The organism is Pseudomonas sp. TMB3-21 (assembly GCF_054898145.1).
This window is the reverse complement of record NZ_CM142718.1, coordinates 1,941,517-1,965,654: the sequence shown is the minus strand read 5'-3', so window position 1 is coordinate 1,965,654 and position 24,138 is coordinate 1,941,517. Positions and strand designations below refer to the sequence as shown.

22 protein-coding genes are annotated in these 24,138 nt (G+C 61.9%); 7 read left to right on the top strand and 15 right to left on the bottom strand.

Translation table 11 applies throughout. From position 1 onward, the window contains the following. Positions 1 to 69 precede the first annotated feature (69 nt). The 15 genes from madM to pilG all read right to left on the bottom strand — a co-directional run bounded on the left by madM (position 70) and on the right by pilG (position 17,616). Positions 70 to 834: a malonate transporter subunit MadM gene (madM, locus tag ACYZTS_RS09100; RefSeq protein WP_028623265.1), complete on the bottom strand. Its 765-nt coding sequence runs from the start codon at positions 832 to 834 to the stop codon at positions 70 to 72. A gap of 5 nt (positions 835 to 839) precedes the next feature. Next, entirely contained in the window at positions 840 to 1,232 is a 393-nt protein-coding gene (madL, locus tag ACYZTS_RS09095; RefSeq protein ID WP_028623264.1) for a malonate transporter subunit MadL, read from the bottom strand. 64 nt (positions 1,233 to 1,296) lie between these two features. Further along, positions 1,297 to 2,208: a malonate decarboxylase subunit epsilon gene (gene mdcH / locus ACYZTS_RS09090; RefSeq protein ID WP_461995435.1), complete on the bottom strand. Its 912-nt coding sequence runs from the start codon at positions 2,206 to 2,208 to the stop codon at positions 1,297 to 1,299. After that, a complete protein-coding gene (locus tag ACYZTS_RS09085; protein WP_461995433.1) occupies positions 2,205 to 2,825 on the bottom strand; it encodes a malonate decarboxylase holo-ACP synthase in 621 nt (206 codons plus the stop codon). Before ACYZTS_RS09085 ends, mdcH begins: the two co-directional genes overlap by 4 nt. Next, complete coding sequence (gene mdcE, locus ACYZTS_RS09080) at positions 2,819 to 3,622, bottom strand: biotin-independent malonate decarboxylase subunit gamma (RefSeq protein ID WP_028623261.1); 804 nt, start codon at positions 3,620 to 3,622, stop codon at positions 2,819 to 2,821. Before mdcE ends, ACYZTS_RS09085 begins: the two co-directional genes overlap by 7 nt. Further along, complete coding sequence (locus tag ACYZTS_RS09075; protein ID WP_028623260.1) at positions 3,619 to 4,470, bottom strand: biotin-independent malonate decarboxylase subunit beta; 852 nt, start codon at positions 4,468 to 4,470, stop codon at positions 3,619 to 3,621. Before ACYZTS_RS09075 ends, mdcE begins: the two co-directional genes overlap by 4 nt. Continuing rightward, entirely contained in the window at positions 4,463 to 4,762 is a 300-nt protein-coding gene (locus tag ACYZTS_RS09070; protein ID WP_028623259.1) for a malonate decarboxylase subunit delta, read from the bottom strand. Before ACYZTS_RS09070 ends, ACYZTS_RS09075 begins: the two co-directional genes overlap by 8 nt. Further along, complete coding sequence (locus ACYZTS_RS09065) at positions 4,762 to 5,637, bottom strand: triphosphoribosyl-dephospho-CoA synthase (protein WP_461995430.1); 876 nt, start codon at positions 5,635 to 5,637, stop codon at positions 4,762 to 4,764. The genes ACYZTS_RS09070 and ACYZTS_RS09065 overlap by 1 nt, the downstream gene beginning before the upstream one ends. Continuing rightward, a complete protein-coding gene (gene mdcA, locus ACYZTS_RS09060) occupies positions 5,637 to 7,307 on the bottom strand; it encodes a malonate decarboxylase subunit alpha (protein ID WP_461995428.1) in 1,671 nt (556 codons plus the stop codon). The genes ACYZTS_RS09065 and mdcA overlap by 1 nt, the downstream gene beginning before the upstream one ends. Positions 7,308 to 7,545: 238 nt before the next feature. Continuing rightward, a complete protein-coding gene (locus tag ACYZTS_RS09055; protein ID WP_461995426.1) occupies positions 7,546 to 8,004 on the bottom strand; it encodes a chemotaxis protein CheW in 459 nt (152 codons plus the stop codon). Continuing rightward, a complete protein-coding gene (locus ACYZTS_RS09050) occupies positions 7,997 to 14,005 on the bottom strand; it encodes an Hpt domain-containing protein (protein WP_461995424.1) in 6,009 nt (2,002 codons plus the stop codon). The genes ACYZTS_RS09055 and ACYZTS_RS09050 overlap by 8 nt, the downstream gene beginning before the upstream one ends. Positions 14,006 to 14,056: 51 nt before the next feature. Further along, positions 14,057 to 16,099 carry a methyl-accepting chemotaxis protein gene (locus tag ACYZTS_RS09045; RefSeq protein WP_461995422.1) on the bottom strand — a complete coding sequence of 681 codons (2,043 nt, stop codon included), beginning with the start codon at positions 16,097 to 16,099 and terminating at the stop codon, positions 14,057 to 14,059. Between the two features lie 136 nt (positions 16,100 to 16,235). Further along, complete coding sequence (locus ACYZTS_RS09040) at positions 16,236 to 16,775, bottom strand: chemotaxis protein CheW (protein ID WP_461995420.1); 540 nt, start codon at positions 16,773 to 16,775, stop codon at positions 16,236 to 16,238. Between the two features lie 10 nt (positions 16,776 to 16,785). Next, positions 16,786 to 17,151, bottom strand: coding sequence for a twitching motility response regulator PilH (pilH, locus tag ACYZTS_RS09035; protein ID WP_461995418.1), 366 nt, complete (start codon positions 17,149 to 17,151; stop codon positions 16,786 to 16,788). Between the two features lie 60 nt (positions 17,152 to 17,211). Continuing rightward, on the bottom strand, positions 17,212 to 17,616 hold the full coding sequence (pilG, locus tag ACYZTS_RS09030; RefSeq protein ID WP_028622965.1) for a twitching motility response regulator PilG: 405 nt from the start codon (positions 17,614 to 17,616) through the stop codon (positions 17,212 to 17,214). A gap of 362 nt (positions 17,617 to 17,978) precedes the next feature. Here pilG and gshB point away from each other — a divergent pair, with 362 nt between their 5' ends. The 7 genes from gshB (at position 17,979) to ACYZTS_RS08995 (ending at position 24,119) form a co-directional block, all read left to right on the top strand. Next, entirely contained in the window at positions 17,979 to 18,950 is a 972-nt protein-coding gene (gshB, locus tag ACYZTS_RS09025) for a glutathione synthase (protein ID WP_461995416.1), read from the top strand. A gap of 152 nt (positions 18,951 to 19,102) precedes the next feature. After that, on the top strand, positions 19,103 to 20,002 hold the full coding sequence (locus ACYZTS_RS09020; RefSeq protein WP_028622963.1) for an energy transducer TonB: 900 nt from the start codon (positions 19,103 to 19,105) through the stop codon (positions 20,000 to 20,002). A gap of 203 nt (positions 20,003 to 20,205) precedes the next feature. Continuing rightward, complete coding sequence (locus tag ACYZTS_RS09015) at positions 20,206 to 20,778, top strand: YqgE/AlgH family protein (protein ID WP_028622962.1); 573 nt, start codon at positions 20,206 to 20,208, stop codon at positions 20,776 to 20,778. Next, positions 20,778 to 21,215, top strand: coding sequence for a Holliday junction resolvase RuvX (gene ruvX / locus ACYZTS_RS09010; RefSeq protein WP_003213744.1), 438 nt, complete (start codon positions 20,778 to 20,780; stop codon positions 21,213 to 21,215). Before ACYZTS_RS09015 ends, ruvX begins: the two co-directional genes overlap by 1 nt. 84 nt (positions 21,216 to 21,299) lie before the next feature. Continuing rightward, positions 21,300 to 21,803, top strand: a complete 504-nt coding sequence (pyrR, locus tag ACYZTS_RS09005; protein ID WP_028622961.1) for a bifunctional pyr operon transcriptional regulator/uracil phosphoribosyltransferase PyrR — start codon at positions 21,300 to 21,302, stop codon at positions 21,801 to 21,803. Positions 21,804 to 21,831: 28 nt separating this feature from the next. After that, on the top strand, positions 21,832 to 22,851 hold the full coding sequence (locus tag ACYZTS_RS09000; protein ID WP_028622960.1) for an aspartate carbamoyltransferase catalytic subunit: 1,020 nt from the start codon (positions 21,832 to 21,834) through the stop codon (positions 22,849 to 22,851). Continuing rightward, positions 22,848 to 24,119, top strand: coding sequence for a dihydroorotase (locus ACYZTS_RS08995; protein ID WP_461995412.1), 1,272 nt, complete (start codon positions 22,848 to 22,850; stop codon positions 24,117 to 24,119). The genes ACYZTS_RS09000 and ACYZTS_RS08995 overlap by 4 nt, the downstream gene beginning before the upstream one ends. The last annotated feature ends 19 nt before the right edge of the window (positions 24,120 to 24,138 follow it).

Genomic DNA, 24,138 nt, shown 5'->3' with positions numbered 1-24,138 from the left:
GCTCCCACAGGGGAACGCATTCCAATGTGGGAGCGGGCTTGCCCGCGAAGGCGCCCGCCCGGTCGAGACCTACCCGATCAACCCGCGCATGATCAGGTACAGCAGCGAAGGCCCGAGCAGGCAGCCGAGCGCGGTGTAGAACGCTGCGGTCAGGCAACCATAGGGCACCAGTTTCGGATCCGTCGCCGCCAATCCGCCGGCCACGCCGCTGGAGGTGCCCATCAACCCACCGAAGATCACCGCGCTGCGCGGATTGTTCAACCCGATCATGGGCGCCACGAATGGCGTCATCACCATTACCAGAATCGCCTTGATCAGCCCCGCCGCAATCGACAGCGCCATGACTTCCGAACTGGCACCAATGGCCGCGCCTGTCACCGGCCCGACGATGTAGGTCACAGCGCCCGCGCCAATGGTGGTCAGGCTGACCGCATCGGTATAACCAAACGCCATGGCCACCGAGACGCCCGCGATGAATGACGTGCCGACGCCGACGAACAGCGCCAGCACCCCGACGAGGCCAGCGCGTTTGAGTTCATCGACACTCACACCGAAGGCCGTGGCGACGATCGCGAAGTCACGCAACATGGCGCCGCCGAGCAGGCCGATGCCCGAGAGCAGCGGAATGTCGACCACACCTTTTTGCCCACCGGTCAGCGCACCCCCGACGTAAGAAAGGAGCAGGCCGAGCAGAATGGCGATGGCCGAGCCGTGCAGGCGGCCTTTGGTGAATGTGTTGGAAATCCAGTAGGACACCCACATGGTGACGCCGACAATGGCAAACCCACTGATCAATCCGTACCCGGTAATCACCTTCATCAACGATTCGTACATGGCGATCACCCGATTGTGTTTGGTGGAGTGACGGTTTCTGGCGCCTTGTTGCCAATGCGCACCAGCACCGGCACCAACGCGAAGGCAATGACCACGGCCACCGTACCGGCCAGGATCGCCATCGGCCCACCCTTGAGCGCTCCATAAACGTTTTGCTGCGCAGCCATGGCGACCACGATCGGGATGTAAATCGCACTCCAGAACTCCACGCCCTGCTCGGTCTTGCCTTTGAGCCAGCCGGTCTTGTAGAGATAGCTGCCAAGCCCGATCAGCAGCAACATCGCAATACCGACGCCACCCACGTTCGCCGGCACGCCAATCAGCTTGCCGAGCAGTTCGCCAATAAAAATACCGGCCAGGGTACAAAAGGCGAGAAATGCCACACCGTAAATAATCATTGTTGTAGTCCTCAAAGTGCATCGTCGAATGTTGTTTTTGTTGTTCGAAGGCCTGAGTCGGAGTTTAGAGTTGGCGGCTTCCCTCCTCACGCAACAGCGCTTGCAGGGTGTCGAGCCGCGCACCGTCGAAGGCAATCACGGTGCCCTGCTCGAACACCCGGCGCGCCAGCCCGGTCAGCACCGCGCCGGGCGGCAGTTCGATCTGCAGACGCACGCCGCGCTCGTAGGCGCTTTGCACGGTGCCGCGCCAATCGACGACGCGGCACATGTTGAACGCCAGGTCATCGCGCAGCGCTTCTATATCTATGACGGGGCGAGCGCGGCTGCCGCTCAGATAACCCAATGTCGGCGTCTTCAGCGGGACATTGGCGAAGGCTTGCGCCAGTTTTTCTGCCGGCTCATCCAACAGCGGACAGTGCGATGGCACGCTGACCGCCAGTCGTTTCGACAGACCTGCGCCTTGGCTTTTCGCCAAACCGGCGACCGCTTTCATTGCTTCGTCGCTGCCGGCAATTACCACCTGGGTGTCGGCGTTGATATTGGCCAGATACACCGGCGTTGCGTCGCTGTGAACCTGCGCGAGCAAATGTTCCACGGTCGCCAGATCCAGGCCGATGATCGCCGTCATGCCGTAGCCCTGCGGATACGCCTGTTGCATCAATTCACCGCGAAGGCTGACCAGACGCAGCGCAGCGCTGAAGTCCAGGGCCCCGGCCACCACCGCCGCCGGATAGGCACCGATGGATAATCCAGCGACGTAATCCGGCGTCGTGCGTAACTCGCGGGACGCCGCGACACCGGCAATCAGCAGGCAGAGTTGAACCGCCCGCGTCGACTTCAACGCTTCGGTAGAATCGAGGAGCAATGCGTCTTCACCCAGCACGTCACTGGCCTCAGTCACTGTTTCCCGAGGCAGACACTGAAGCATGCCCGGCCGCTGCGCGCCTTGGCCCGGAAACACCAGCAAACTGCTCACGCTGCGTGCTCCTGCGGATTCCACGGATCGGTGACCAGACAGGCTTCGCGGGCATTTTTCAGCAAGACGCGGCGCGCAGATCCGGCCCATTCCCGCAGGGCGACGGCACCGAACGGCGTTTGCAACTGCAGGTCCACAGCACACTCCGCCGTGTCCAGGATCCTCAGCAGTTGCCGGGCCCCAGCACGTGCCAGCGGTTGCGGCGTACGCAGGATCAAATCGAGATCGCTGCCCTCGTGCAAGGCGGCAAACCCACTGGCCAACTCGAACCCGGCGCTGCCGCTGACGCCCCAGACCCAACCGCAACCATCGAGCATCGACCGCAGCTGATGGAGGGCTCGCGTCACCGGCAAATCCCGAGCAATGACAGCATGACAAAGCTCTTCCGGCCTGACGCATCGCTTGACCGAATCGACCCTCATCACCGTTGCATAGCGCTGTTCACGCAAGCGCCCACGCACGCCCACAGCGATGTGGCCGGATGCACTCAGCGCGCGCCGAACCACCACCGGCTGACCGGCGCTGATCGACTCGATCGCCCACTCCGGCGCATCTGCCGGCAACAGCGCCGGGGTCATGCCCCAGAGCAGGTCGTGGGCGAGAAAAGTGTTCACCACTGCGCTCTCAGCAGTTGGCGAACCTGGCTCGATGCCGCGCGATTGTTGGCGCCCAAACGGCCGCTCAAGTCACGACCTTTGACCGCAACATCACTGATCGCAAGGCCCAGGCATTCCTTCACCCGAGTCAGGTCAGCCGTGGTCGGCTGCTCGATCTGCTCCACCGAGAGCGTCTCCCAGAGCAAGCCGAGGCTGGCATAACTGTCGATGTCATACGCCATCGGCGGCACGCTGGCCGCCAGCGCTTCCAGCTCTTCGACGCTACGCAACGTCACCCGCGCCGCCGACGCCTTGCCCATCGCATGCACCATCACGCCCGGATCGCGCAACGCAATCAATCGATTCGCCTGATACCCGTGAGCCAGAAACGCCCCGGACATTGCCTTGCCCACCAGCAGGCCAATCACCGCATGCCCGGCCAAACGCGCGCGGGCGTAACTGTCCGCCGCAGCCGCCAAGGCCTGATGGATGCCGAGGGCTTCTTCGCGGCGACCGTAGGCCTGGCTCGGCACATCGACGATGGCGATCAAGGCGCGCTTGTGAGAGTTGTCAGCGTCCGCCGCGATCACCTCATCGACCGCTTTGGCCAATCCCCAGCCTTCGAGCAAACCGACCTCGCCGTTGCGGGCGCGGACGAAACGATTTTCGGGATCCGCCACTACGGCAATAAAACGGGCCGACTGATCACCCAGCACTGCGTCCGCGACCCTCAGCGAAGCCGGCAAACCGTTCACCGGTTTTCCACCCGCACTCAATGCGTTGAACCAGTGCAAACCTCTCAGGGAATACGAACTCATGAGCGCTCTCCTTGATATAGATCGCGAACCATCGCCGGCTCGATTTGCGGCTCAGCGTCGAGACGCGCCAGGCGTTCCAGGTAATGCGCCGCCTGACGACTGCGCTGTTGCTCAGGCAAACCTTGCTTGAGCAGCTCACTGACCTGCTGCTGAATCTGCTCCACATCATCGGCGACATATCGATCCACCAAGCCGCTGGCAAAACGTTGTTCCCCACCGGTCAGGCTCCAGATAAAAGGGCGGTCGCGGGAATCGTATTCCTCAAGACCCGCCTCCTGCTCGATAACCTGCGGACCGTTCAGACCCAGGCGCGCCTCCCGAGTGACCAGCAAGTAGCTGCACAAGCCGGCGGCAATCGACATGCCGCCAAAGCAGCCCACGCTGCCGGCGACCACGCCAATGACCGGTTGGTACTGACGCAGATCGACAATCGCCGCATGGATGTCGGCAATCGCTGCCAGCCCGAGGTTGGCTTCCTGCAAGCGCACGCCGCCGGTTTCCAGGAGCAACACGGCGCGAGTCGCAATGCCGTTGCGGTTATCTTCGGCGGCGAGCTCCAGCGCACCGGCGATTTTCGCCCCGCCGACTTCACCGAGGCTGCCGCCCTGGAAGGCACCTTCGATGGCAGCAATCACCACCGGCAACCCACCAATACTGCCCTTGCCGATCACCACGCCGTCATCCGCTTGCGGCACCACACCTTGAAGGGCCAGCCATGGCGACATGACGCGCTGAAACGGGTCGAGCAACTCACGGAAAGTACCTGCGTCGAGCAAGGCTTTCGCCCGTTGCCGCGCGCCGAGTTCGACGAAGCTGTGTTTGTTTAACAACGCCGCGCTGTCAGTCATGGCCGATCTCCTCAAAGCCTTGTTCCAGACGCAAGCGCACCACACCGGGCGTCGCACCGAAATCGTGGATATCAATGGCCATCGCCGGCGGCGTCTGCCCGTCGAACATCCGCGTAAACAGATGCTGCCAGCGCTGTTCGCTGCCATTGACCGAGGTCTGCACGGTAATGGTCAGCTTGCCGGCCTGACCCGGTTCGATCAGCACTTCCAGATCGCCCGAGCCGACGCAGCCCACCAGCGTGCGGCCACGGGGCGGCTGCCCGGCGGGGAATTCAAAGGACAAGGTTTCCATCAAAATGCTCCCTGATTGAGGCTGTCAGCCGACTCGATGCGGTCGAGAAACAGGCAGGCGGCGAGTAAGTCCGCAGCACCGCCGGGCGACGCATTCAACTCGATCAATTGTTCGTCCAGTTCATGCAAGCGGCGGCGACCGGCAAGGCTGGCACTGCCACCCGCGTCGAGTACGGCCCGGGCGCCCAGTTGCATCGTGCGCAGGCCCTGTTCACCGGCGCGGTAGAGCACACAGGTGTCGGCCAGTTGGGTCATAATCGCCAGTAACGCATCGAGTCGGGCGTTCTGTTCGCCCTGACCGGCGGCGCGGCTGCTTCTGAGTTGCGGCAACGCGCGCTGGATCACGGCGGGGAAACCGAGCTGGGCTTCTTCACGAGCACCGCGCGCGCCGTAGCGCCGGGCGACTTGCGCGCCGTGGCTCAGAGGACGCGGGGCATTGCGGTCGCCCAATAGCGCCAATCGGGCGGCACGCAACGCCACGGCTCCTGCCGTGTTATTCGAGCAGTCGAGCGCTGCAGCAGTGACCAACAAACCCAATGCCCAAATTGCGCCACGATGGGTATTCACCCCGCCCGTGGTGGCGAGCATCGCTAATTCGCCTTCCCTGCCAATCCGGCCGACAGCTTCACGCAGCGGTAATCCGACTTCGCCAAAAGCAATGGCCGCATCTGCCATTTGCTTGAACGCCGGCCACAACGACAGTGCCGAGGCGTGCATCAGCCCCAGGTGCAGATCGGTATGCGCGCCATTGCCGCGACGGTCTACCAGCGCCGGTTTCGGCGACAGATCCGCCTCGTCGATCAACGCGTCCACCGCGAGATCCGCCAGCCGTTCGGCCAGCGACACAGGTTGGGTTTGCAGGTTGAATGCGTGCATTACCAACTCCTGAATTTGGCAGGCGGGTTGTACAGGCCACCGGACCACTCGACCAGATCGGCCACGCTTTTCGCCGCGAGCAGCTCACGGGTGGCGTCGGTGCGACGGATGCCGAGGTCTTCGGGCAATGCGATCAAGCCTTCGCGACGCATACGCGCGGTGTCTTTCGGGTTGTGGCGCAAGCCGATGGCGGTGACCCCGGCGACGGCCGCAATCATCGCCTGACGTTCTTCCAGCGAGCGCGCCTTGTACAAATAGGCGATGCCTTCCTCGGTCAGCAAGTGCGTGACGTCATCGCCGTAGATCATGATCGGCGCCAGCGGCATGCCGCTTTTCTTCGCCACCTCGACCGCGTCGAGGGTTTCGACAAAGGTCGGTTTACCGCCCTCCTGGAAGGTCTCAACCATTTGCACCACGAGTTTTTTGCCGCGTTCGAGCAAGGGCTCCGGCGCATCGCCGTGGCGCATGTCGAGCCATGCCGGAGTGCCGTGACGACGACCGCGCGGATCGTGGCCCATGTTTGGCGCACCACCGAAACCGGCAATACGGCCACGGGTAACAGTTGAGGAATGGCCGTCGCCGTCGACCTGCAGCGTCGCGCCGATGAACAGGTCCACCGCGTACTGCCCGGCGAGTTGGCTGAACATCCGGTTGGACCGCAGCGAGCCGTCACGACCGGTAAAGAACACATCCGGCCGGGCGGCGATGTAATTTTCCATGCCCAGTTCGGTGCCGAAACAATGCACGCTTTCGACCCAGCCGCTTTCAATCGCCGGAATCAGGGTCGGGTGCGGATTGAGGGTCCAGTTGCGGCAAATTTTGCCCTTCAGGCCGAGGGATTCGCCGTAGGTCGGCAGGATCAGTTCGATGGCGGCGGTGTTGAAACCGATGCCGTGGTTCAGGGATTGGACGTTGTGTTTTTCGTAGATTCCGCGAATCGCCATCATCGCCATCAACACATGCACGGGCTTGATGTGCCGTGGGTCGCGAGTGAACAACGGTTCAATGTAGAACGGTTTGTCGGCCACCACCACGAAATCGACCCAGGACGCCGGAATGTCCACGCGCGGCAGGTCAGTGACGTCGTCCACCAGTTGGTTAACTTGAACGATGACGATGCCATCGCTGAAGGCCGCCGGTTCAATCAACGCCGGCGTGTCTTCGGTGCTCGGGCCGGTGTAGATATTGCCCGCACGGTCCGCCATGAAACCGGCTGAAAGCACGACATTGGGAATCAGGTCCACTACCAACCGCGCGTACAGCTCGATGTAGGTATGGATCGCGCCGATTTCCAGCAGACCGTCTTCAAGCAACTGGCTGATGCGCAGGCTTTGGGTGCCGGCGAAAGAGAAATCGAGCTTGCGGGCGATGCCGCGTTCAAACAGATCCAGGTGCTCGGAGCGACCGACACTGGGCATGATCATGTGCAGGTCATGCAGCTTGGCCGGATCGGCTTTGGCCAGCGAGCGGGAGAGGAAATCCGCCTGCTTCTGATTGTTACCCTCCAGCACCACTCGGTCGCCGGGCAAGATCAACGCTTCCAGTGCGGCAAGGATGTTGTCGGTGGGCAGCACCACGCCGTCGGCCAGCCCTTTGACCAACGCCAGTCGCCGCTGCTTCTCGCTGCGCCGCCGGGTCCATCGCGAGTCGGGGGTTATTGTTGTTGTCATGACCACTCCACGGGGTTCGCTGTGTGGGGGTCACCTTAGGAGTGTTGGATGGGGGCATCAATCAAGCCGGGAGACGAATCGTTACGGTCAGGGTAATGGTTAATGAATGTTTTGACGCCTTCGCGGGCAAGCCCGCTCCCACAGGTATGGCGTCTGCCGAAAGTTTTTTGCCGAGTACAAACCTTGTGGCAGCGGGCTTGCTCGCGATGGGGCCCGTAGTAACACGACAGAATCGTGATCAGTCGACTAACCCGGCACTCATCAGCAACGCCTCCAGCGCCAGCAAATCCGGGACTTTGGCCACCTGCTCGCCGACCTGCACCGCCGCCTGCTCCAGCGCACACAGCGGCACATCCACATAGCTCAACTGGCTGTCGAGCTTGTACGACCGCGGAATGCCCTGCACCAGCAACGCGATGAACTTCAGTTCCGGGCGCCCGCCGAGGGCATTGAGGATGACGATCCGCGCGCGTTCGCCGATAACGATTCTGCTGCCGCATGCCGATTCGAAACTCAGCAGGGGAATCTGCCGATTGCGCCACGTTACCCGCCCCAGGTACCACGGTGGCGTATCGAGATCGAACGCCGCCGGCTGATAGTCGATCAACTCGGCGATGGCCACGTTGGGCAGGATCAGGTTGCGGTCCGCCAAAGGTAATAACAATCCGGTCAGTTGGCTGGAGCGATGTTCAAGCATGGGACTTGCTCCACAAGGCGATGCTGTCGAGCAGCACCGATTCCTGATACGGCTTGCCGAGGTAATCGTTGACGCCGATGGCCATGGCGCGGTCGCGGTGTTTTTGCCCGGTGCGCGAAGTGATCATGATGATCGGCAGATGCTGCAAGCGCTCGTCGGCGCGCACTTGTGTGGCTACTTCGAAACCGTCCATGCGCGGCATTTCGATGTCCAGCAGCATCAGGTCGGGCAGATGCTCTTCAAGCACCAACATGGCGTCGACGCCGTCCTTGGCGGTCAGCACGGTCATCCCGTGGCGTTCAAGCAAACGGCTGGTAACCTTGCGTACCGTGACCGAGTCGTCGACCACCAGCACCAGCAATGGCTTGTGCGCTTCGACCTCGACGTTGTGAGCCCGCGGCAGTTGCGGCAGCCGCGCCTGCATCGCCCGAATCGGCGCCAGCAGGTCGAGAATCAGCACTACCCGGCCATCGCCCAGGATCGTCGCCCCGGACAAACCTTGCACCGCCGCAAACTGCGGGCCCAGACTCTTCACCACAATCTCGCGGGTGCCGGCCATCGCGTCGACCTGCACGGCAATGTGGCGCTCGTTGCACTGCACCAGCAACACCGGCAACGGCTGGCTCTGGCCTGACAGTTTCGGGCGCGTACTGGTTTTCAGCAGTTCACCCAAATAACACAATTCATAGTGCTGCCCGGCGTATTGGTAGGTCGGTGGATCGAGCCGGTAATGCCCTTCCAGTTCATTGGGCAGCACCCGCACGATACCGTCGATAGTGTTCAGCGGGATCGCGTATTGATCCTCGGCGCATTGCACCATCAACGCGCGATTGACTGAAACGGTAAACGGCAGGCGGATGCGAAAGTGCACGCCCTGCCCCGGCACCGAGTCAATGCTCATGCTGCCGCCGAGTTGCCGCACCTCTTCGTGGACGACGTCCATTCCCACGCCGCGACCGGAAATCTGGGTGATTTTTTCGGCGGTGGAAAAGCCCGGCCGCAGGATGAACTGCAGCACGTCGCGGTCACTGATGTCGCTGTCGGGCTCGAGCAAACCGCGCTTGATCGCCTTGCGCCGCACCGCATCCAGCGGCACACCGGCACCGTCGTCGCGAATGTCGAAAATGATGTCGCCGCCTTCGCGCAACAGGTCCAGGGTGATCCGGCCCTGGGCCGGTTTCCCCGCCGCCACCCGCACATCGGCGGCTTCCAGACCATGATCTACGGCGTTGCGCAGCATGTGTTCCAGCGGCGCGGCCATGCGCTCGAGCACATTGCGGTCCATCTCGCCTTCAGCGTTGCCAACGACAAATGCCACGTCCTTGCCCAGTTCGCTGGAGACCTGGCGGACGATGCGCTTCAAGCGCGGCAGCATCCGCTCGAACGGCACCATCCGCGTGCGCATCAAGCCTTCCTGCAACTCAGTGTTGATGCGGCCCTGCTGTTGCAGCAGGTTTTCCGCATCCTGATTGCGCCGGTCTAAGGTTTCCTTGAGGTCGAGCAAGTCAGAGGCGGATTCGAACAACGCGCGGGACAATTGCTGCAACTGCGAATGCCGGTCCATTTCCAGCGGATCGAATTCCTCGTAGCCCGAACGTTCGGCATCGGCGTGCTGGCGGCTGAGAATGCGCCCTTGAGTTTCCGTGTCGAGCCTGCGCAATTGGTCACGCATGCGCTCGATGGTGGTTTCCATTTCGCTGAGAGCCACTCGCGCATCGTTGACCTGTTGTTCGATCCGGCCACGGAAGATCGAGGTTTCCCCGGCGAGGTTGACCAGATCATCGAGCAGTTCTGCGGACACCTTGACCATGTCCGCGCCGGTATCGGCTGATGGAGAAGGGGTTTCCACTTTCGCCGCTGCGAGCGGCGCGACAATTTGCGGCTCAACCCGCTGGCTGAAATTCCTGATCGCCTCGATCAACTGATCCGCAGGCAGCGGTGGTTGCTCGGCGCGGACGGCGTCGAGCATTTGCGCGAGTCGGTCGTGGCAGCTCTGCAACAGCGCAATTAACGCGGGTGACGGTTGCAGGCTGCCGGCGGACAAACCTTCGTAGAGAAATTCCAGCTCGTGCGCGAGGTCGCCGATCGGCGCGATTTCGACCATCCGCGCGCCGCCCTTGAGTGTATGCAAGTCGCGCAGCAGGGTTTCGATTTCCTGTCGACTGGACGGTTCGGCCTGCCAGCGCAACAGTGCGGCGCCGGAGTTTTCGATGATGTCGAAACCTTCCTCGAGGAAGATCTCGAGCAGCTCCGGGTCGTGCCCGGGCGAGTCATCGGTGCCGGCCGGCTCGGCAGTTTCCGCGGTGATGATGTTGCCCTGACGAAATTCGCGGATCGCCTCGATCAGCTCGTGCTGATCAGCCATAGGCGCGTGGTTCTGCAACTGTTCCAGCAGCTGCGCGAGCCGGTCATGGCTGAGTTGCAGCAGTTGCGCCAAGGCTTCGCTGTGGTTGTAGCGGCGATCGACGAGTCCCTCGTAAAGGCTTTCCAGCTCATGGGCGAGATCACCGACCGGCTCGACCTCGGCCATTCGCGCACCGCCCTTGAGGGTGTGCAAATCACGCTGCAACGACAACAGCGGCGCGGCATTGTCCGGGTCGCCGAGCCAGCGCTGCAAAGCCTGGCCAGCGCTTTCGAGAATATCTACCGCCTCTTCGAGGAAGATCGAGACGATCTCGTCGTCCAGCTCGACTGCACGATCCCTTGTGGGAGCGAGCCCGCTCGCGATGGATTTATAAACGCCACGGTTATCCTTCGGTAATGCGTCATCGTTGACGTCCATCGCGAGCAGGCTCGCTCCCACAGGGGGGAGCGTGTTTTCAAGTTCGGCGGTGGCGCTGCCCAGTTCGCGAATGCTCAGGGTGCGGCTGCCGTCGCTGCGAATCAGCCCCGTCGCCGAGGGATCAAGTCCCTCATCGAGCAATTCGCGCAGTGCTCGCGTGCGTTGCGGTTGCGCGCTGACTTCCTGGCCGGCGGCCAGCTGATCGAGCATGTTGATCAGCGCCTCGTGGGCGCTTTGAGCTTCATGGAAAAACCGCTCGCTGACCGCCAGGCTGCTTTCTTCGACCGCGCCATACAGGTCGAGCAAAGCTTCACAGAGTTCGTCCACCGGCTGCAGATCCGCCAGGTGCGCGCCTTCGCCGAGGGTGGTCAGTTCGTCCAGCAACGCGCTCAATTCCTGGCGCTCGCCGGGATGCTGCTGCCAGCGCTGCAACAGGCTTTCGGCGTCGAGCAGAATGTCCATGCCCTGAGCCAGGAAATTGTTGATCAACTGCGGGTCGCGTTTGGTCCGCAACGCGCTGCTTGGCGCGCGCAGATGTGTTTCCAGGCGTGCGTCGAGCAGCGCCTGAGTCCGCGCAATCAACGACGCAGCCCCGGGAATTTCCGCCTGCGGATCGACCTTGAGCTGGCGCAGCCCGACACGAAACACGCCCTCGGCTTCCAGCAGCAATTCGACCTCATCGAGGTCAAGGGCAATCAGGTGCGCCTTGTACTCTCGGGCCATCTGGTCGAGCGGTGTAGCCAGCTCGGCAATCGGCAGTACACCGGCCATCGAGGCACTGCCCTTGAGCGTGTGCAAGGCGCGTTGCAATTCGTCACTGGCCTGCAACGGCAGATGCTCGGCGGCCTGATCGAGAAAACGGTTAAGGCTGGCCAAATGCGTTTCGGCCTCGTTGCGAAAGATCTCCAGCAGCAGCGGATCGAGGGCGGCGACATCCTGTACGTCCTCGTCAGCCAGTGGCTGATGCCCCTTGGCGAGCGCGTGAGCGCGGGCGGCCAACTGATCAACATCGTTGCGCTGGCGCTGAGCATTGGCGGCAAAATCCGCGACCAGTTGCGGCAGCCGATCAAGCACATCGGCCAGCAGTTGTTGCACGGCGGGCTCAGGCGCGACGCTGTTTTCGAGCACACGATTGAGCAGGTTTTCCACGGCCCAGGCCAACTCGCCGAGGACCAGCGCCCGGACCATTCGGCCGCTGCCCTTGAGCGTATGGAACGCTCGGCGCAATTCGATCAGCGCAGGCTTGTCGCCAACGCTGGCGACCCAGCGCGGCAGATATTCACGAATTGTCTCCAGCACTTCGTCGGTTTCTTCGAGGAAGACTTCGCGCAGCTCCTCATCCACCGGCGCTTCGTCCGTTGGCGGCGGCAACAAGCTGCCCGGTGTGTTCAGCGCCGGCGGGTTGAGCGTCGACACGGGGCTGGCGAGCACTTGCGCCAGGGTCTGCACAACCTCGGGATCGTCCAGTTCCTGCTGGTCTTGCATCACCAGCGCTTCACTCGGGCTGAGCACATCCTCAAGCACCGGCACATTGTGTTCACTGGGAAAATAGCCCAACGCTGCCAGGCTTTTTTCGGCGACATCGAGCAGGTGATCACCCGCGGCTTCGGGGTCGTCGCTGAGGCGCTCCAGGTAATATTCGAGACTGGAAATGGCGTCTGCCAGGCTGTCGAGTTGCTCCCAGCCGGGCTGATCGAGATCGAGCAGAAGATGCTCGCGGATGAAGTGGTTGCAGGTCTCGATCAGGCTCGCCGCACGGCTCAACGGGATCATCGCCAGCGCGCCGCGCACTTGCGTGAGCAACGCCGGCAATGGCTGCAGTGGCTGCGGGTCCCAGTCGGCGTCGATGTACTCAACGATCATGTCTTTGGCTTGCTGCAAACAGATGCGCGCTTCCTTGATCACAATCTGATGGATCTGCGTCAGGTCAGTGGTGGGCAGGCGGCTTTCTTCCTGGCTCTCCGGCTCGACGGTGCCGACCATGCCGGACAGCGTCGCCTCGACGTAAAGCAAGGCTCCGGCGACGTCCATCAGGATCGCATCGTTGGGTTCGCGCTGGCCTTGGGCGAGGCTCAGGACCACGGCCAGTTGATCGATGATGACTTTGCGTGGCTGGCCGAAACCGAGCACGGCCAGGGTGTCGGCGATCTGCCGCAGCGGAGCGAGCAGGCTGTCGAGGTCCGACGCATGCTGACGGTCGCTGCGCACGAACAGGTCGAGGCGTTCCTTGACCCGCACCAATTCTTCGCACAGCGCTGCGAGCACCGAGCGCATGGCATCGCGGTCGGGCCCGGCGAGCCGCGCGCGTTCTTCGTCGACCATTGCGCTGTCAGGCAGCGCATCGTCCAGTGCGTAGCGATCTTTCATGGTCAGCATCTGCCCGGTGGGGTGTTCGGCTTTGGCAATATAAAACAGCAAGCTCTTGAGCAGCTCCGGCGGTGCCGGTTGATTGATGCCGCGAATACCCTGTTCGAGCAGGCGCTTGAGTTCTTTGTCGGCGTCCTTGAACAGACTGCGCAAGGCCGGGCTGTTGGCGATCCAGCCGCCGCGCATGCCTTCGACCAGCGCCGACGCCACTTGCCACAGCGGGCTCAATGGCGCGTTGGCGCACAGGGCTTCGAGGCGTGAGAATACTTTGCTTAAATAACCGAGATTAGTGTCGCTATCCTGTTCGCGGAGTAATCCGACCAGCGCCATCTGCAACATCTGGCGCAATTTGCGCAACACGCTCGGCAGATCCGCCGGCTCCAGCAGCGCCAGCGATTCTTTATCCAGGGGCGGCACGTCTGGCAATTGAGGTGTGAACAGGCTGGTCTCCGACAGCAGGCTGTCGCCGCGAGCGCTGCGCAGATCGTTAATCAGTGGCAGCACCACCAGCGGCAAGTCTCGGCGTGCGCCTTGCACGCGGTCGAGGTAAATCGGCAGTTGCCCCAAAGCCTGCATCAACAGGTGAATGGCTTCGTCGCGGTGACTGACCCGGTTGCCCAGCAGGGCGCGGGTCAGGTGCTCCATTTCTTCGGCGAGCAGCGCCGCGCCGTAAAACTCGACCATCTGCAACGCGCCATGGACCTGGTGGACGCACGCCAGACACTCATCAAGTGCGTGCGTCGCCTGCGGGTCATCCAGCAGCGTTTCGATCGCTTGATGAGCGACTTTCAGCGTTTCGGCAATCTCGCCTTTGACCCACTCGAGGGCCACATAGTCGTGCCGATCACCCATAACTGCTCCACATCACTGCTCTATTCGAAAAAACATGCGCCTGCAGGCGCTTCACGCTTTGTCTGCGACCGGCAACGTGAAACCGGACACCGACCGCCGCAGCTCGCTGGCCATCTTCGCCAGATTACCAATGCTGTCAGCCGTGGCGGTTGAGCCCGACGAAGTCTGCGTGGTGATCTGCTGGATCACATCCATCGTCAGGGAAATCTGACCGGCCGACGACGTCTGTTGTTGCGCCGCGTTGGAGATACTCTGGATCAACGCCGCGAGGGTTTTCGACACGCCTTCGATTTCTTCCAGGGCCACCCCGGCATCCTGCGCCAGACGCGCGCCGCGCACCACTTCGGTGGTGGTCTGCTCCATGGAAATGACCGCTTCGTTGGTGTCGGTCTGAATCGCCCGCACCAGCGTTTCGATCTGCCGCGTGGCGGCGGACGAGCGCTCGGCCAGGCGCTGCACTTCGTCGGCGACCACGGCAAAACCACGTCCGGCATCACCGGCCATCGATGCCTGAATCGCTGCGTTGAGGGCGAGGATGTTGGTTTGATCGGCAATGTCGTCGATCAGGCTGACGATGTCGCCGATTTCCTGCGAAGACTCGCCGAGGCGCTTGATGCGTTTCGCCGTGTCCTGAATCTGTTCGCGAATGTTGTCCATGCCATGAATGGTGTTGTGCACCACTTCGTTGCCTTTGTTGGCGATCTCCACCGAACGCTCGGCCACCGCCGAAGACTCGGCCGCGTTCGCCGAGACCTGGTCGATGGAGTGCACCATGTCGTTGATCGCCGTGGAGGCGTCGGAGATTTGCTGCGCCTGATGCTCGGAGGCCTGCGCCAGGTGCATGGCGGTCGCCTGGGTTTCCTGCACGGCGGCGGCGACCTGGCCGGCGGTCAGGTTGATCGTCGCGACCAAATCACGCAGTTGGTCCACGGAATAGTTAATGGAGTCGGCGATGGTCCCGGTGAAGTCTTCGGTCACCGAGGCCGTGACCGTCAGGTCGCCGTCGGCGAGGTCTTCAATCTCATCCAGCAGGCGCATGATCGCGTTCTGGTTGCGCTCGTTCTTCTCGGCGGTTTCACGCAATTGGCGGTTGGTCTCGCGCACCATGACCAAACCGATGAGGATGATCGAGGTCAGTGCCAGCAAGCCCAATACGTAGCCGCCGATAGTGTCCAGATCACGCCCGCCTGCAAGATTTTCAAAGCCTGTGGCCAGGTGGGAAGCTTCATCGAGCAGGGTTTGCGAGAGGCTGAAAATGTTGGTGGCCGATTCGCGAACCTTGAACAGCTCCGGCGAGGTTTCGAGGATTTCATCCACCGAGCCGGAGACGAATTCAAACAGCTCGGAAATTTCCACCAGTCGAGCGCGGGCTTCGCGGTCTTCGACCTGACTGACCCTCAGCGTCTGGTTTCCCTGCAACATGCCGTTGAGCACCTGACCAAACCGGGCCGCGTCTCGACCGAAGGCATCGGCGGCCTGTTGCGAGTTTTCATCGCCCGACAACACGGTGTTCACCGCGCCGAGGATCCGCTCGGCCAGCAGCGACTGACGCTGGGCCATGGCCACCTGCGCGGACGGCGCGCCCCGCTGCAGAAGGGTTTCCACGACTTTCTCGTACTCGACCTGCAATTGCGGCACCGTCTCGGCGAGTGTCGCGGCCACTTGGTGCAGGGACAATACGGTCTGTTCGCTGGAGAGAATGGCGTCGGTGTTTTTCAGCAGGCGCTCCCAGTCCATTTGCACCGCGCGCATTTCCGGGCGCACGGTGGACGGCGCTGGCGGCAGGCCAGTGGCTGGGTCGCCTTTCTTCAGATAACCCCAGCGCCGGGCAAAATCATTGCGCGCATCGCTGAGCAACTTGAACGCGGCGGCCTTGCCGGAGGCGGCTTCGGTGGCATTCTTGGCAATGCGCTGGGACAGCACGCGCAGTTCACCGGCGTGCCCGATGTACTGCTTGTCGTACGTCGCCTGGGTGTTGAGGTGAGCGAAGTTGGCGAACAGCAGCATGATGAACACGATCAGCGCGATAAAAAGCGCGACGATTTGCGAACGACTGCGCGAAGCTTCCGGCTTGCCTGTTTTTGCTTTTATCATCGGTAACCAACACCCTTTAAAGCTTGCCGAAGGACCTGTGGGAGCGAGCCTGCTCGCGATAGCGGTGGCTTAGTCGACATCTATGTTGGCAGTGAGTCCGTGATCGCGAGCAGGCTCACTCCTACAAGGTCTGCGTTTAAATCGCGACATGTCGGAAGTCTTGCGACTGCACCAACGCAAACGGGCTGAATACCTGCCAGGTCTGTTCGCGCTGGAATCTGCCGCTGATAAACGCCGACATCGGCCCGTGCAGGTCATCCATCAACACCGGCTCCAGCGTGTCTTGGGCAAAGTGTTGGAGACCGAACACTTCATCGACCAGCAACCCGGCGAATACCTCATTATGTTCCACCACCAACACGCGCCGTTGTTTACGCGACGACGACAGTTCCTGACCGACAAACGCGCACAGATCCATGATCGGCAACAACCGCCCGCGCAGGTTCGCCACACCTTTGACCCAAGGCTTTACCCCGGGCAGCTGGGTGAATCCGGGTTCATGCAGCACTTCGCCGATCTCGCCCATGGGCGCGACGTACCCGTGTTCCCCGAGGCGAAAACCGATACCGCTCCAGCGGTCCTGTCGGCTCGGCTGGGACGGCAAATCCGCCGCCAGCAAACGACAGCGCTGATCGATCTGCAGCAGCAGTTCGAATGCGGTCAGCGATTCGCTCATGGCCGACTGATCAAGGGGTCAGCACTTTGTTCAGGGTGGCGATCAGGGTTTCTTCATCGACCGGTTTCGTCAGGTAATCCTTGGCGCCCTGGCGAGTGCCCCAGACCTTGTCGGTGTCCTGATCCTTGGTGGTGATGATGATCACCGGGATGTGCCCGGTGTCCGGGTCTTTGGTCAGCTGACGCGTGGCCTGAAAACCGTTGAGGCCGGGCATGACGATGTCCATCAGCACCGCGTCGGGTTTTTCCTGGCGAGCCAGGGCCACGCCGTCGGCGCCGTTTTCCGCTTTCAACACTTCATGGCCATGCTTTTCCAGCATGCCAGTCAGTTTGTACATTTCGGTCGGCGAATCATCGACGATCAGAACTCGTGCCATGGTTTTCCCCATTTTTCTTGTCGACGCCGGGCCCGCTGGCCAAGCGTCATGGTGCGTGTCCTACTGCGGCAGAACGGCGGCGAAGCCCGGTACATGGGCCTGTATCGCGTTCAGCAGTTCATCCTTGCTGAACGGCTTGGTCAAAAACTGATCGGAGCCGACGATGCGACCCTTGGCCTTGTCGAACAGCCCGTCCTTGGACGACAGCATAATCACTGGCGTCGACTTGAACGCGCTGTTGTTCTTGATCAGCGCGCAGGTCTGATAGCCATCCAGGCGCGGCATCATGATGTCGACAAAGATGATCCCGGGATGATGGTCGGCAATCTTCGCCAGCGCATCGAAACCGTCGATGGCCGTGATCACTTCACACCCCACATTCTTCAAAAGCGTTTCAGCGGTGCGGCGAATCGTTTTTGAATCGTCGATCACCATGACCTTCAAGGCGCTGGAATGCTGTTCCATAAATGCTCTACCGTCGCCTTTTGCGAATCACTATGTCCGTTTGCCGTTTACCGGCGGCCTAAAACCCTTGATGCTCAAGGGCCAGCACTGCATCGCAGCCTTTTTAGCACAGTCTCCAAAACCAATCTATCGACTGACCGTCACAGTGGTTTTTCCTTGACCGGGAACACACTCAGCGCCACTCTGACGCCACTTTTATACGGCCATTCGGCCTGATCTTCTGTAGGAGCGAGCCTGCTCGCGATGGTCGCCAACGGTGACGCGTCCTGGCAGGTTAAACGCGGTGTTTTGCAGTCCATCGCGAGCAGGCTCGCTCCCACAGGGATCGGCACAGGCCTCATCTATTTTCAGAGGAGTTACCCATGAGCGTTCGCGTCGGGATTGTCATGGACCCTATCGCCAGCATCTCCTATAAAAAGGATAGCTCGCTGGCCATGCTGCTGGCTGCGCAGAAGCGCGGCTGGGAACTGTTCTATATGGAACAGCGCGATTTGTATCAGGGTGAAGGCGAAGCCCGGGCGCGCATGCGTCCACTGAAAGTGTTCGCCAACCCGGAAAAATGGTTCGAGCTCGAAGCCGAGACCGACGCATTGCTGAGCGATCTCGACGTGATCCTGATGCGCAAGGATCCGCCGTTCGACATGGAGTTCGTCTACTCCACCTACCTGCTGGAACAGGCCGAGCGCGCGGGCGTGTTGATCGTCAACAAGCCGCAAAGCCTGCGCGACTGCAATGAAAAACTGTTCGCCACGCTGTTTCCGCAGTGCACCCCGCCGACCGTGGTCAGCCGCCGCGCCGACGTGCTGCGTGAATTTGCCGCCAGACACGGCGACGTGATCCTCAAGCCGCTGGACGGCATGGGCGGCACTTCGATCTTCCGTCACCGCGCGGGCGACCCTAACCTGTCAGTGATTCTCGAAACGCTGACCGCGCTGGGCACTCAACAAATCATGGGCCAGGCCTACCTGCCAGCGATCAAGGACGGCGACAAGCGCATCCTGATGATCGACGGCGAGCCGGTGGATTACTGCCTGGCGCGAATCCCTGCGGCGGGCGAAACACGTGGCAACCTGGCCGCTGGCGGTCGTGGCGAAGCGCGTCCGTTGAGCGACAAGGATCGCTGGATTGCCGCGCAAGTCGGCCCGACCCTGCGCGAGAAAGGCCTGCTGTTCGTCGGCCTCGACGTGATCGGCGAACACCTGACGGAAATCAACGTCACCAGCCCGACCTGCATCCGCGAGATCGACAATGCCTTTGGCACCGACATCGGCGGCCTGCTGATGGATGCGATAAATCGCCAGCTGCAAGCCGCAAGCTCCAAGCCACAAGCTTGAAGCCAAGCGACAAGCTCTAACTTGCAGCTTGCAGCTTGTAACACGCAGCTGCCCCTGTGCATCTTGTCGCTTGAAGCTTGCCGCTTGAAGCTAAAAACCAACATTGCGTTATCATGCCGAGCTCATTAAAACGCGATGTTGGTTTTTGCCCCATGACACTTCCGTCCGATCTGCCCGCTGAACTCGCCCACCGTGGCGTGCGCCCGGCCGATCGTCTCGGTTTTACCCTGTTTCTTGCAGCGCTGATTCATTTGGCGTTGCTGCTGGGCATCGGCTTTACCATGGTCGAGCCCAAGCAGATCACCCGCACGCTGGAAATCACCCTGGCCACGTTCAAGAGCGAAAAGACGCCGGAAAAGGCCGATTTCCTCGCCCAGGAAAACCAGCAAGGCAGCGGCACCCTGGACAAGAAGGCGGTGCCCAAGACCACCGAAGTTGCGCCGTTCCAGGACAACCAGGTAAAGAAAGTCACGCCGCCTCCGGCCGCCAAACCAGAAGTTCAGGAAGCGCCGCCCAAGGCTGCCGTGACCACCGTTGCGCCTAAACCGAAAAAAGCCCCGACCAAGACCGAAGCACCCAAGACCGAACCGAAGCCGGCAATTGCCGCGCCGACGTTTGACAGCTCGCAGCTGTCCAGCGACATCGCCAGCCTCGAAGCGGAACTGGCCAACGAACAACAGTTGTACGCCAAGCGCCCGCGCATCCACCGCTTGAGCGCCGCCTCGACCATGCGCGACAAAGGCGCCTGGTATAAGGACGAATGGCGCAAGAAGGTCGAGCGCATCGGCAACCTCAACTACCCCGACGAAGCGCGACGCAAACAGATCTACGGCAATTTGCGCCTGATGGTCTCGATAAACCGCGATGGCTCGCTGTACGAAGTGCTGGTGCTGGAGTCATCCGGGCAACCGCTGCTGGATCAGGCGGCGCAGCGCATCGTGCGCCTCGCGGCACCGTTCTCGCCGTTTACCGGGGACTTGTCGGACATCGATCGGCTGGAAATCATCCGCACGTGGAAGTTCGCGCGTGGGGACAAGCTTTCAAGTAATTAAGCACGACACGATTCCTGTAGCAGCTGGCGAAGCCTGCGTCCGGCTGCGAAGCAGTCGTAATCGCCATAGGGTGATGTGTTCTGCCAGTTTGCGAGGACTGCGTCCTCGAACGCAGGCTTCGCCAGCTGCTACGGAGGTGCGATCGCATTTTCCTACGCATCCCCGGCTTGTCAGTTCGCCCCTCCAACGCCACACTAGCGCTCATGAAGAACGTCAGCCCCAGCTACCTCAAGCACCAATTCCTGATCGCCATGCCACACATGGCCGACCCGAATTTTGCGCACACCTTGACCTACATCGTCGAGCACACCGCCAATGGTGCTATGGGTCTCATCGTCAACCGTCCGCAAGAGCTGAGCCTGGCCGATATTCTCGAGCAACTGCGACCCGACATCGAGCCGCCAGCACTCTGCCAGCATGTGCCGATATTCATCGGCGGCCCGGTGCAGACTGATCGCGGATTTGTCCTGCACCCGTCCGGAAAAACCTTCCAGGCGACCGTTGATCTGGAAGGCGATCTTTCCCTGTCGACCTCCCAGGACGTGCTGTTCGCCATCGCCGATGGCATGGGGCCAGCGAAAAGCGTGATTGCCCTCGGCTACGCCGGTTGGGAAGCCGGCCAGCTTGAGGCCGAACTGGCCGACAACGCCTGGCTGAACTGCCCGTTCGACGCCGACATCCTGTTCAACACCAGCAGCGAATTGCGCCTCGAAGCCGCCGCCAAACACCTCGGCGTCAACCTCAGCCTGCTGACCAGCCAGGCGGGGCACGCCTGATGGCCCTGCGCCTGATTCTGGGTTTTGACTACGGCACCAAACAGATCGGCGTAGCGGTCGGCCAGGTGATTACCGGCCAGGCCCGCGAGCTGTGCACCTTGAAAGCGCAAAACGGGGTTCCCGACTGGAACCAGGTCGAAGCGCTGATCAAGGAATGGAAACCCGACGCCGTAGTGGTTGGTTTGCCGCTGAACATGGACGGCACGCCGAGCGAAATGTGCCTGCGCGCCGAGAAATTCGCCCGCCGCCTCAATGGCCGCTACAACCTGCCCTTCTATACCCACGATGAACGCCTGACCACCTTCGAAGCCAAGGGTGAACGTCGCGACCGTGGCGGACAAAAAGGCAGTTACCGCGACAACCCGGTCGATGCCATCGCCGCCGCCCTGCTGCTGCAAGGCTGGCTCGACGAAAACACCGCACTGTTCGAATCCTGAAGAGTCGCCTGCGCGTCTCTCTTAGCTGCAACAACCCGAGCCACACCTCAAGCAACACCGGCTCGGGCCCAAGAAGGAGCAACCATGAGCCTGCCCAATCCCGCCGAACTGATCAGCCAGATGGCGATCCGTCTCACGGAACATCTGCACCATCGCGGTATCAGCGAACCACGCTACATCGGCATTCGTACCGGCGGCGTCTGGGTCGCCCAGGCGCTGCTCGATGAGATGGGCAGCGACTCGCCTCTCGGCACGCTGGACGTTTCCTTTTACCGCGACGACTTCAGCCAGAACGGCCTGCACCCGCAAGTCCGCCCGTCGGCCCTGCCGTTCGAGATCGAAGGCCAGCATCTGGTACTGATCGACGACGTGCTGATGAGCGGCCGCACCATCCGCGCGGCCCTCAACGAACTGTTCGACTACGGCCGCCCGGCCAGCGTGACACTGGTCTGCCTGCTGGACCTGGACGCCGGCGAACTGCCGATCCGCCCGAACGTTGTCGGCGCGACCCTGGCCCTGGCGGCCAATCAACGCGTGAAACTGTCCGGCCCGGAACTCAAGCTCGAATTCCAGGATATCGCCCCTTAAACCTGCCCTATTGAGAGTCCCCCTCGCGATGACGCCTCTAGAAACCAAGCGCCCGCTGCAGCTCAATGATCAGGGCCAGCTGCGCCATTTCCTCTCGCTCGACGGCTTGCGCCGCGAGTTGCTGACGGAAATCCTCGACACCGCTGACTCATTCCTCGAAGTCGGCGCCCGGGCGGTGAAGAAAGTCCCGTTGCTGCGCGGCAAGACCGTGTGCAATGTGTTCTTCGAGAACTCCACCCGCACCCGCACCACCTTCGAACTGGCGGCCCAGCGGTTGTCGGCGGACGTCATCACCCTCAACGTGTCGACGTCCTCGGCGAGCAAGGGCGAAACCCTGCTCGACACCCTGCGCAATCTCGAAGCCATGGCCGCTGACATGTTTGTCGTGCGTCACGGCGACTCCGGCGCCGCACACTTCATCGCCGAGCACGTGTGCCCGCAGGTGGCGATCATCAACGGCGGTGACGGCCGTCACGCGCACCCGACCCAAGGCATGCTGGACATGCTGACGATCCGTCGACACAAGGGTGGTTTTGAAAACCTCTCGGTGGCGATCGTGGGCGACATTCTGCATTCGCGGGTCGCGCGTTCGAACATGCTCGCTCTGAAAACCCTCGGTTGCCCGGACATCCGCGTGATCGCACCGAAGACCCTGCTGCCGATCGGTGTCGAGCAATACGGCGTGAAGGTGTACACCGACATGACCGAAGGCCTTAAAGACGTCGACGTGGTGATCATGCTGCGCCTGCAGCGCGAACGCATGACCGGCGGCCTGCTGCCGAGCGAAGGCGAGTTCTATCGCCTGTTCGGCCTGACCACCGCGCGCCTGGCCGGCGCCAAACCGGACTGCATCGTCATGCACCCGGGCCCGATCAACCGTGGCGTGGAGATTGAGTCGGCGGTGGCCGATGGTCCGCATTCGGTGATCCTCAATCAGGTGACCTACGGGATCGCCATTCGTATGGCCGTGTTGTCGATGGCCATGAGCGGGCAGACCGCCCAGCGACAATTAGAACAAAGCCAATTCGACCAGGAGAACGCCCAGTGAAGCTCAGCATCCTCGGCGCTCGCGTCATCGATCCCGTCAGCGGGCTGGATCAAGTCACCGATATTCACGTTGAAGCTTGCAAGATCATCGCGATCGGCGCCGCGCCGGCGGGCTTCGTTGCTGTCGACACGATCGACGCTCATGGGCTGATTGCAGCGCCGGGGCTGGTCGATCTCAACGTTGCCCTGCGCGAACCGGGTTACAGCCGCAAAGGTTCGATTGTCAGCGAAACCCGCGCCGCCGCCGCTGGCGGTGTGACCAGCCTGTGTTGCCCGCCGAAGACCAAACCGGTGCTCGACACCTCGGCAGTGGCCGAACTGATCCTGGACCGTGCCCGTGAGGCCGGTAATGCCAAGGTGTTCCCCATCGGGGCGCTGAGCAAGGGCCTGGACGGTGAGCAGTTGGCCGAACTGGTCGCCTTGCGCGATGCCGGCTGTGTGGCCTTCGGCAACGGGCTGGAAAGTTTCCGCAACACGCGCACGCTTTGCCGGGCGCTGGAATACGCGGCAACATTCGACCTGACAGTGATGTTCAATTCGCAGGACCATGACCTGGCCGAAGGCGGCCTGGCGCATGAAGGCCCGACCGCCAGTTTCCTGGGATTGCCGGGCATTCCTGAAACGGCTGAGACCGTGGCGCTGGCCCGCGATCTGCTACTGGTCGAGCAAAGTGGCGTGCGTGCTCACTTCAGCCAGCTCACCAGTGCGCGCGGCGTTGCGTTGATCGCTCAGGCCCAGGCGCGTGGTTTGCCGGTGACCGCCGATGTGGCGCTGTATCAGCTGATTCTGACCGACGAGGCGCTGATCGACTTCAGTAGCCTTTATCACGTGCAACCGCCGCTGCGGACCCGCGCGGATCGTGAAGGCCTGCGCGAAGCTGTGAAATCCGGGGTGGTTTCGGCCATTTCCAGCCATCACCAGCCGCATGAGCGGGACGCCAAACTGGCGCCGTTCGGTGCGACCGAGCCGGGCATCAGCAGCGTTGAACTGTTGCTGCCTCTGGCGATGACGCTGGTCGAGGACGGTTTGCTGGATCTGCCGACGTTGCTTGCACGTCTGAGCGCCGGGCCAGCCGAGGCACTGCGCCTGCCGGCGGGTAAGCTGGCGGTAGGCGGGCCGGCGGACATCGTGCTGTTCGATCCGGCGGCTTCGACCGTGGCCGGCGAAACCTGGCTGTCCAAGGGTGAAAACTGCCCGTTCATTGGGCATAGCCTGCCGAGTGTGGTGCGTTACACGCTGGTGGATGGGCGGATTAGCCACCAGGCTTAAGTCCGCTCCTCGGCAATCG

What these genes read in the sequence shown, in the direction of transcription:
- madM (WP_028623265.1), bottom strand. Translation starts at nt 834, where the DNA reads ATGTACGAATCGTTGATGAAGGTGATTACCGGGTACGGATTGATCAGT.
- madL (WP_028623264.1), bottom strand. Translation starts at nt 1,232, where the DNA reads ATGATTATTTACGGTGTGGCATTTCTCGCCTTTTGTACCCTGGCCGGT.
- mdcE (WP_028623261.1), bottom strand. Translation starts at nt 3,622, where the DNA reads ATGAGTTCGTATTCCCTGAGAGGTTTGCACTGGTTCAACGCATTGAGT.
- ACYZTS_RS09075 (WP_028623260.1), bottom strand. Translation starts at nt 4,470, where the DNA reads ATGACTGACAGCGCGGCGTTGTTAAACAAACACAGCTTCGTCGAACTC.
- ACYZTS_RS09070 (WP_028623259.1), bottom strand. Translation starts at nt 4,762, where the DNA reads ATGGAAACCTTGTCCTTTGAATTCCCCGCCGGGCAGCCGCCCCGTGGC.
- ACYZTS_RS09065 (WP_461995430.1), bottom strand. Translation starts at nt 5,637, where the DNA reads ATGCACGCATTCAACCTGCAAACCCAACCTGTGTCGCTGGCCGAACGG.
- mdcA (WP_461995428.1), bottom strand. Translation starts at nt 7,307, where the DNA reads ATGACAACAACAATAACCCCCGACTCGCGATGGACCCGGCGGCGCAGC.
- ACYZTS_RS09055 (WP_461995426.1), bottom strand. Translation starts at nt 8,004, where the DNA reads ATGCTTGAACATCGCTCCAGCCAACTGACCGGATTGTTATTACCTTTG.
- ACYZTS_RS09050 (WP_461995424.1), bottom strand. Translation starts at nt 14,005, where the DNA reads ATGGGTGATCGGCACGACTATGTGGCCCTCGAGTGGGTCAAAGGCGAG.
- ACYZTS_RS09045 (WP_461995422.1), bottom strand. Translation starts at nt 16,099, where the DNA reads ATGATAAAAGCAAAAACAGGCAAGCCGGAAGCTTCGCGCAGTCGTTCG.
- ACYZTS_RS09040 (WP_461995420.1), bottom strand. Translation starts at nt 16,775, where the DNA reads ATGAGCGAATCGCTGACCGCATTCGAACTGCTGCTGCAGATCGATCAG.
- pilH (WP_461995418.1), bottom strand. Translation starts at nt 17,151, where the DNA reads ATGGCACGAGTTCTGATCGTCGATGATTCGCCGACCGAAATGTACAAA.
- pilG (WP_028622965.1), bottom strand. Translation starts at nt 17,616, where the DNA reads ATGGAACAGCATTCCAGCGCCTTGAAGGTCATGGTGATCGACGATTCA.
- gshB (WP_461995416.1), top strand. Translation starts at nt 17,979, where the DNA reads ATGAGCGTTCGCGTCGGGATTGTCATGGACCCTATCGCCAGCATCTCC.
- ACYZTS_RS09020 (WP_028622963.1), top strand. Translation starts at nt 19,103, where the DNA reads ATGACACTTCCGTCCGATCTGCCCGCTGAACTCGCCCACCGTGGCGTG.
- ACYZTS_RS09015 (WP_028622962.1), top strand. Translation starts at nt 20,206, where the DNA reads ATGAAGAACGTCAGCCCCAGCTACCTCAAGCACCAATTCCTGATCGCC.
- ruvX (WP_003213744.1), top strand. Translation starts at nt 20,778, where the DNA reads ATGGCCCTGCGCCTGATTCTGGGTTTTGACTACGGCACCAAACAGATC.
- pyrR (WP_028622961.1), top strand. Translation starts at nt 21,300, where the DNA reads ATGAGCCTGCCCAATCCCGCCGAACTGATCAGCCAGATGGCGATCCGT.
- ACYZTS_RS09000 (WP_028622960.1), top strand. Translation starts at nt 21,832, where the DNA reads ATGACGCCTCTAGAAACCAAGCGCCCGCTGCAGCTCAATGATCAGGGC.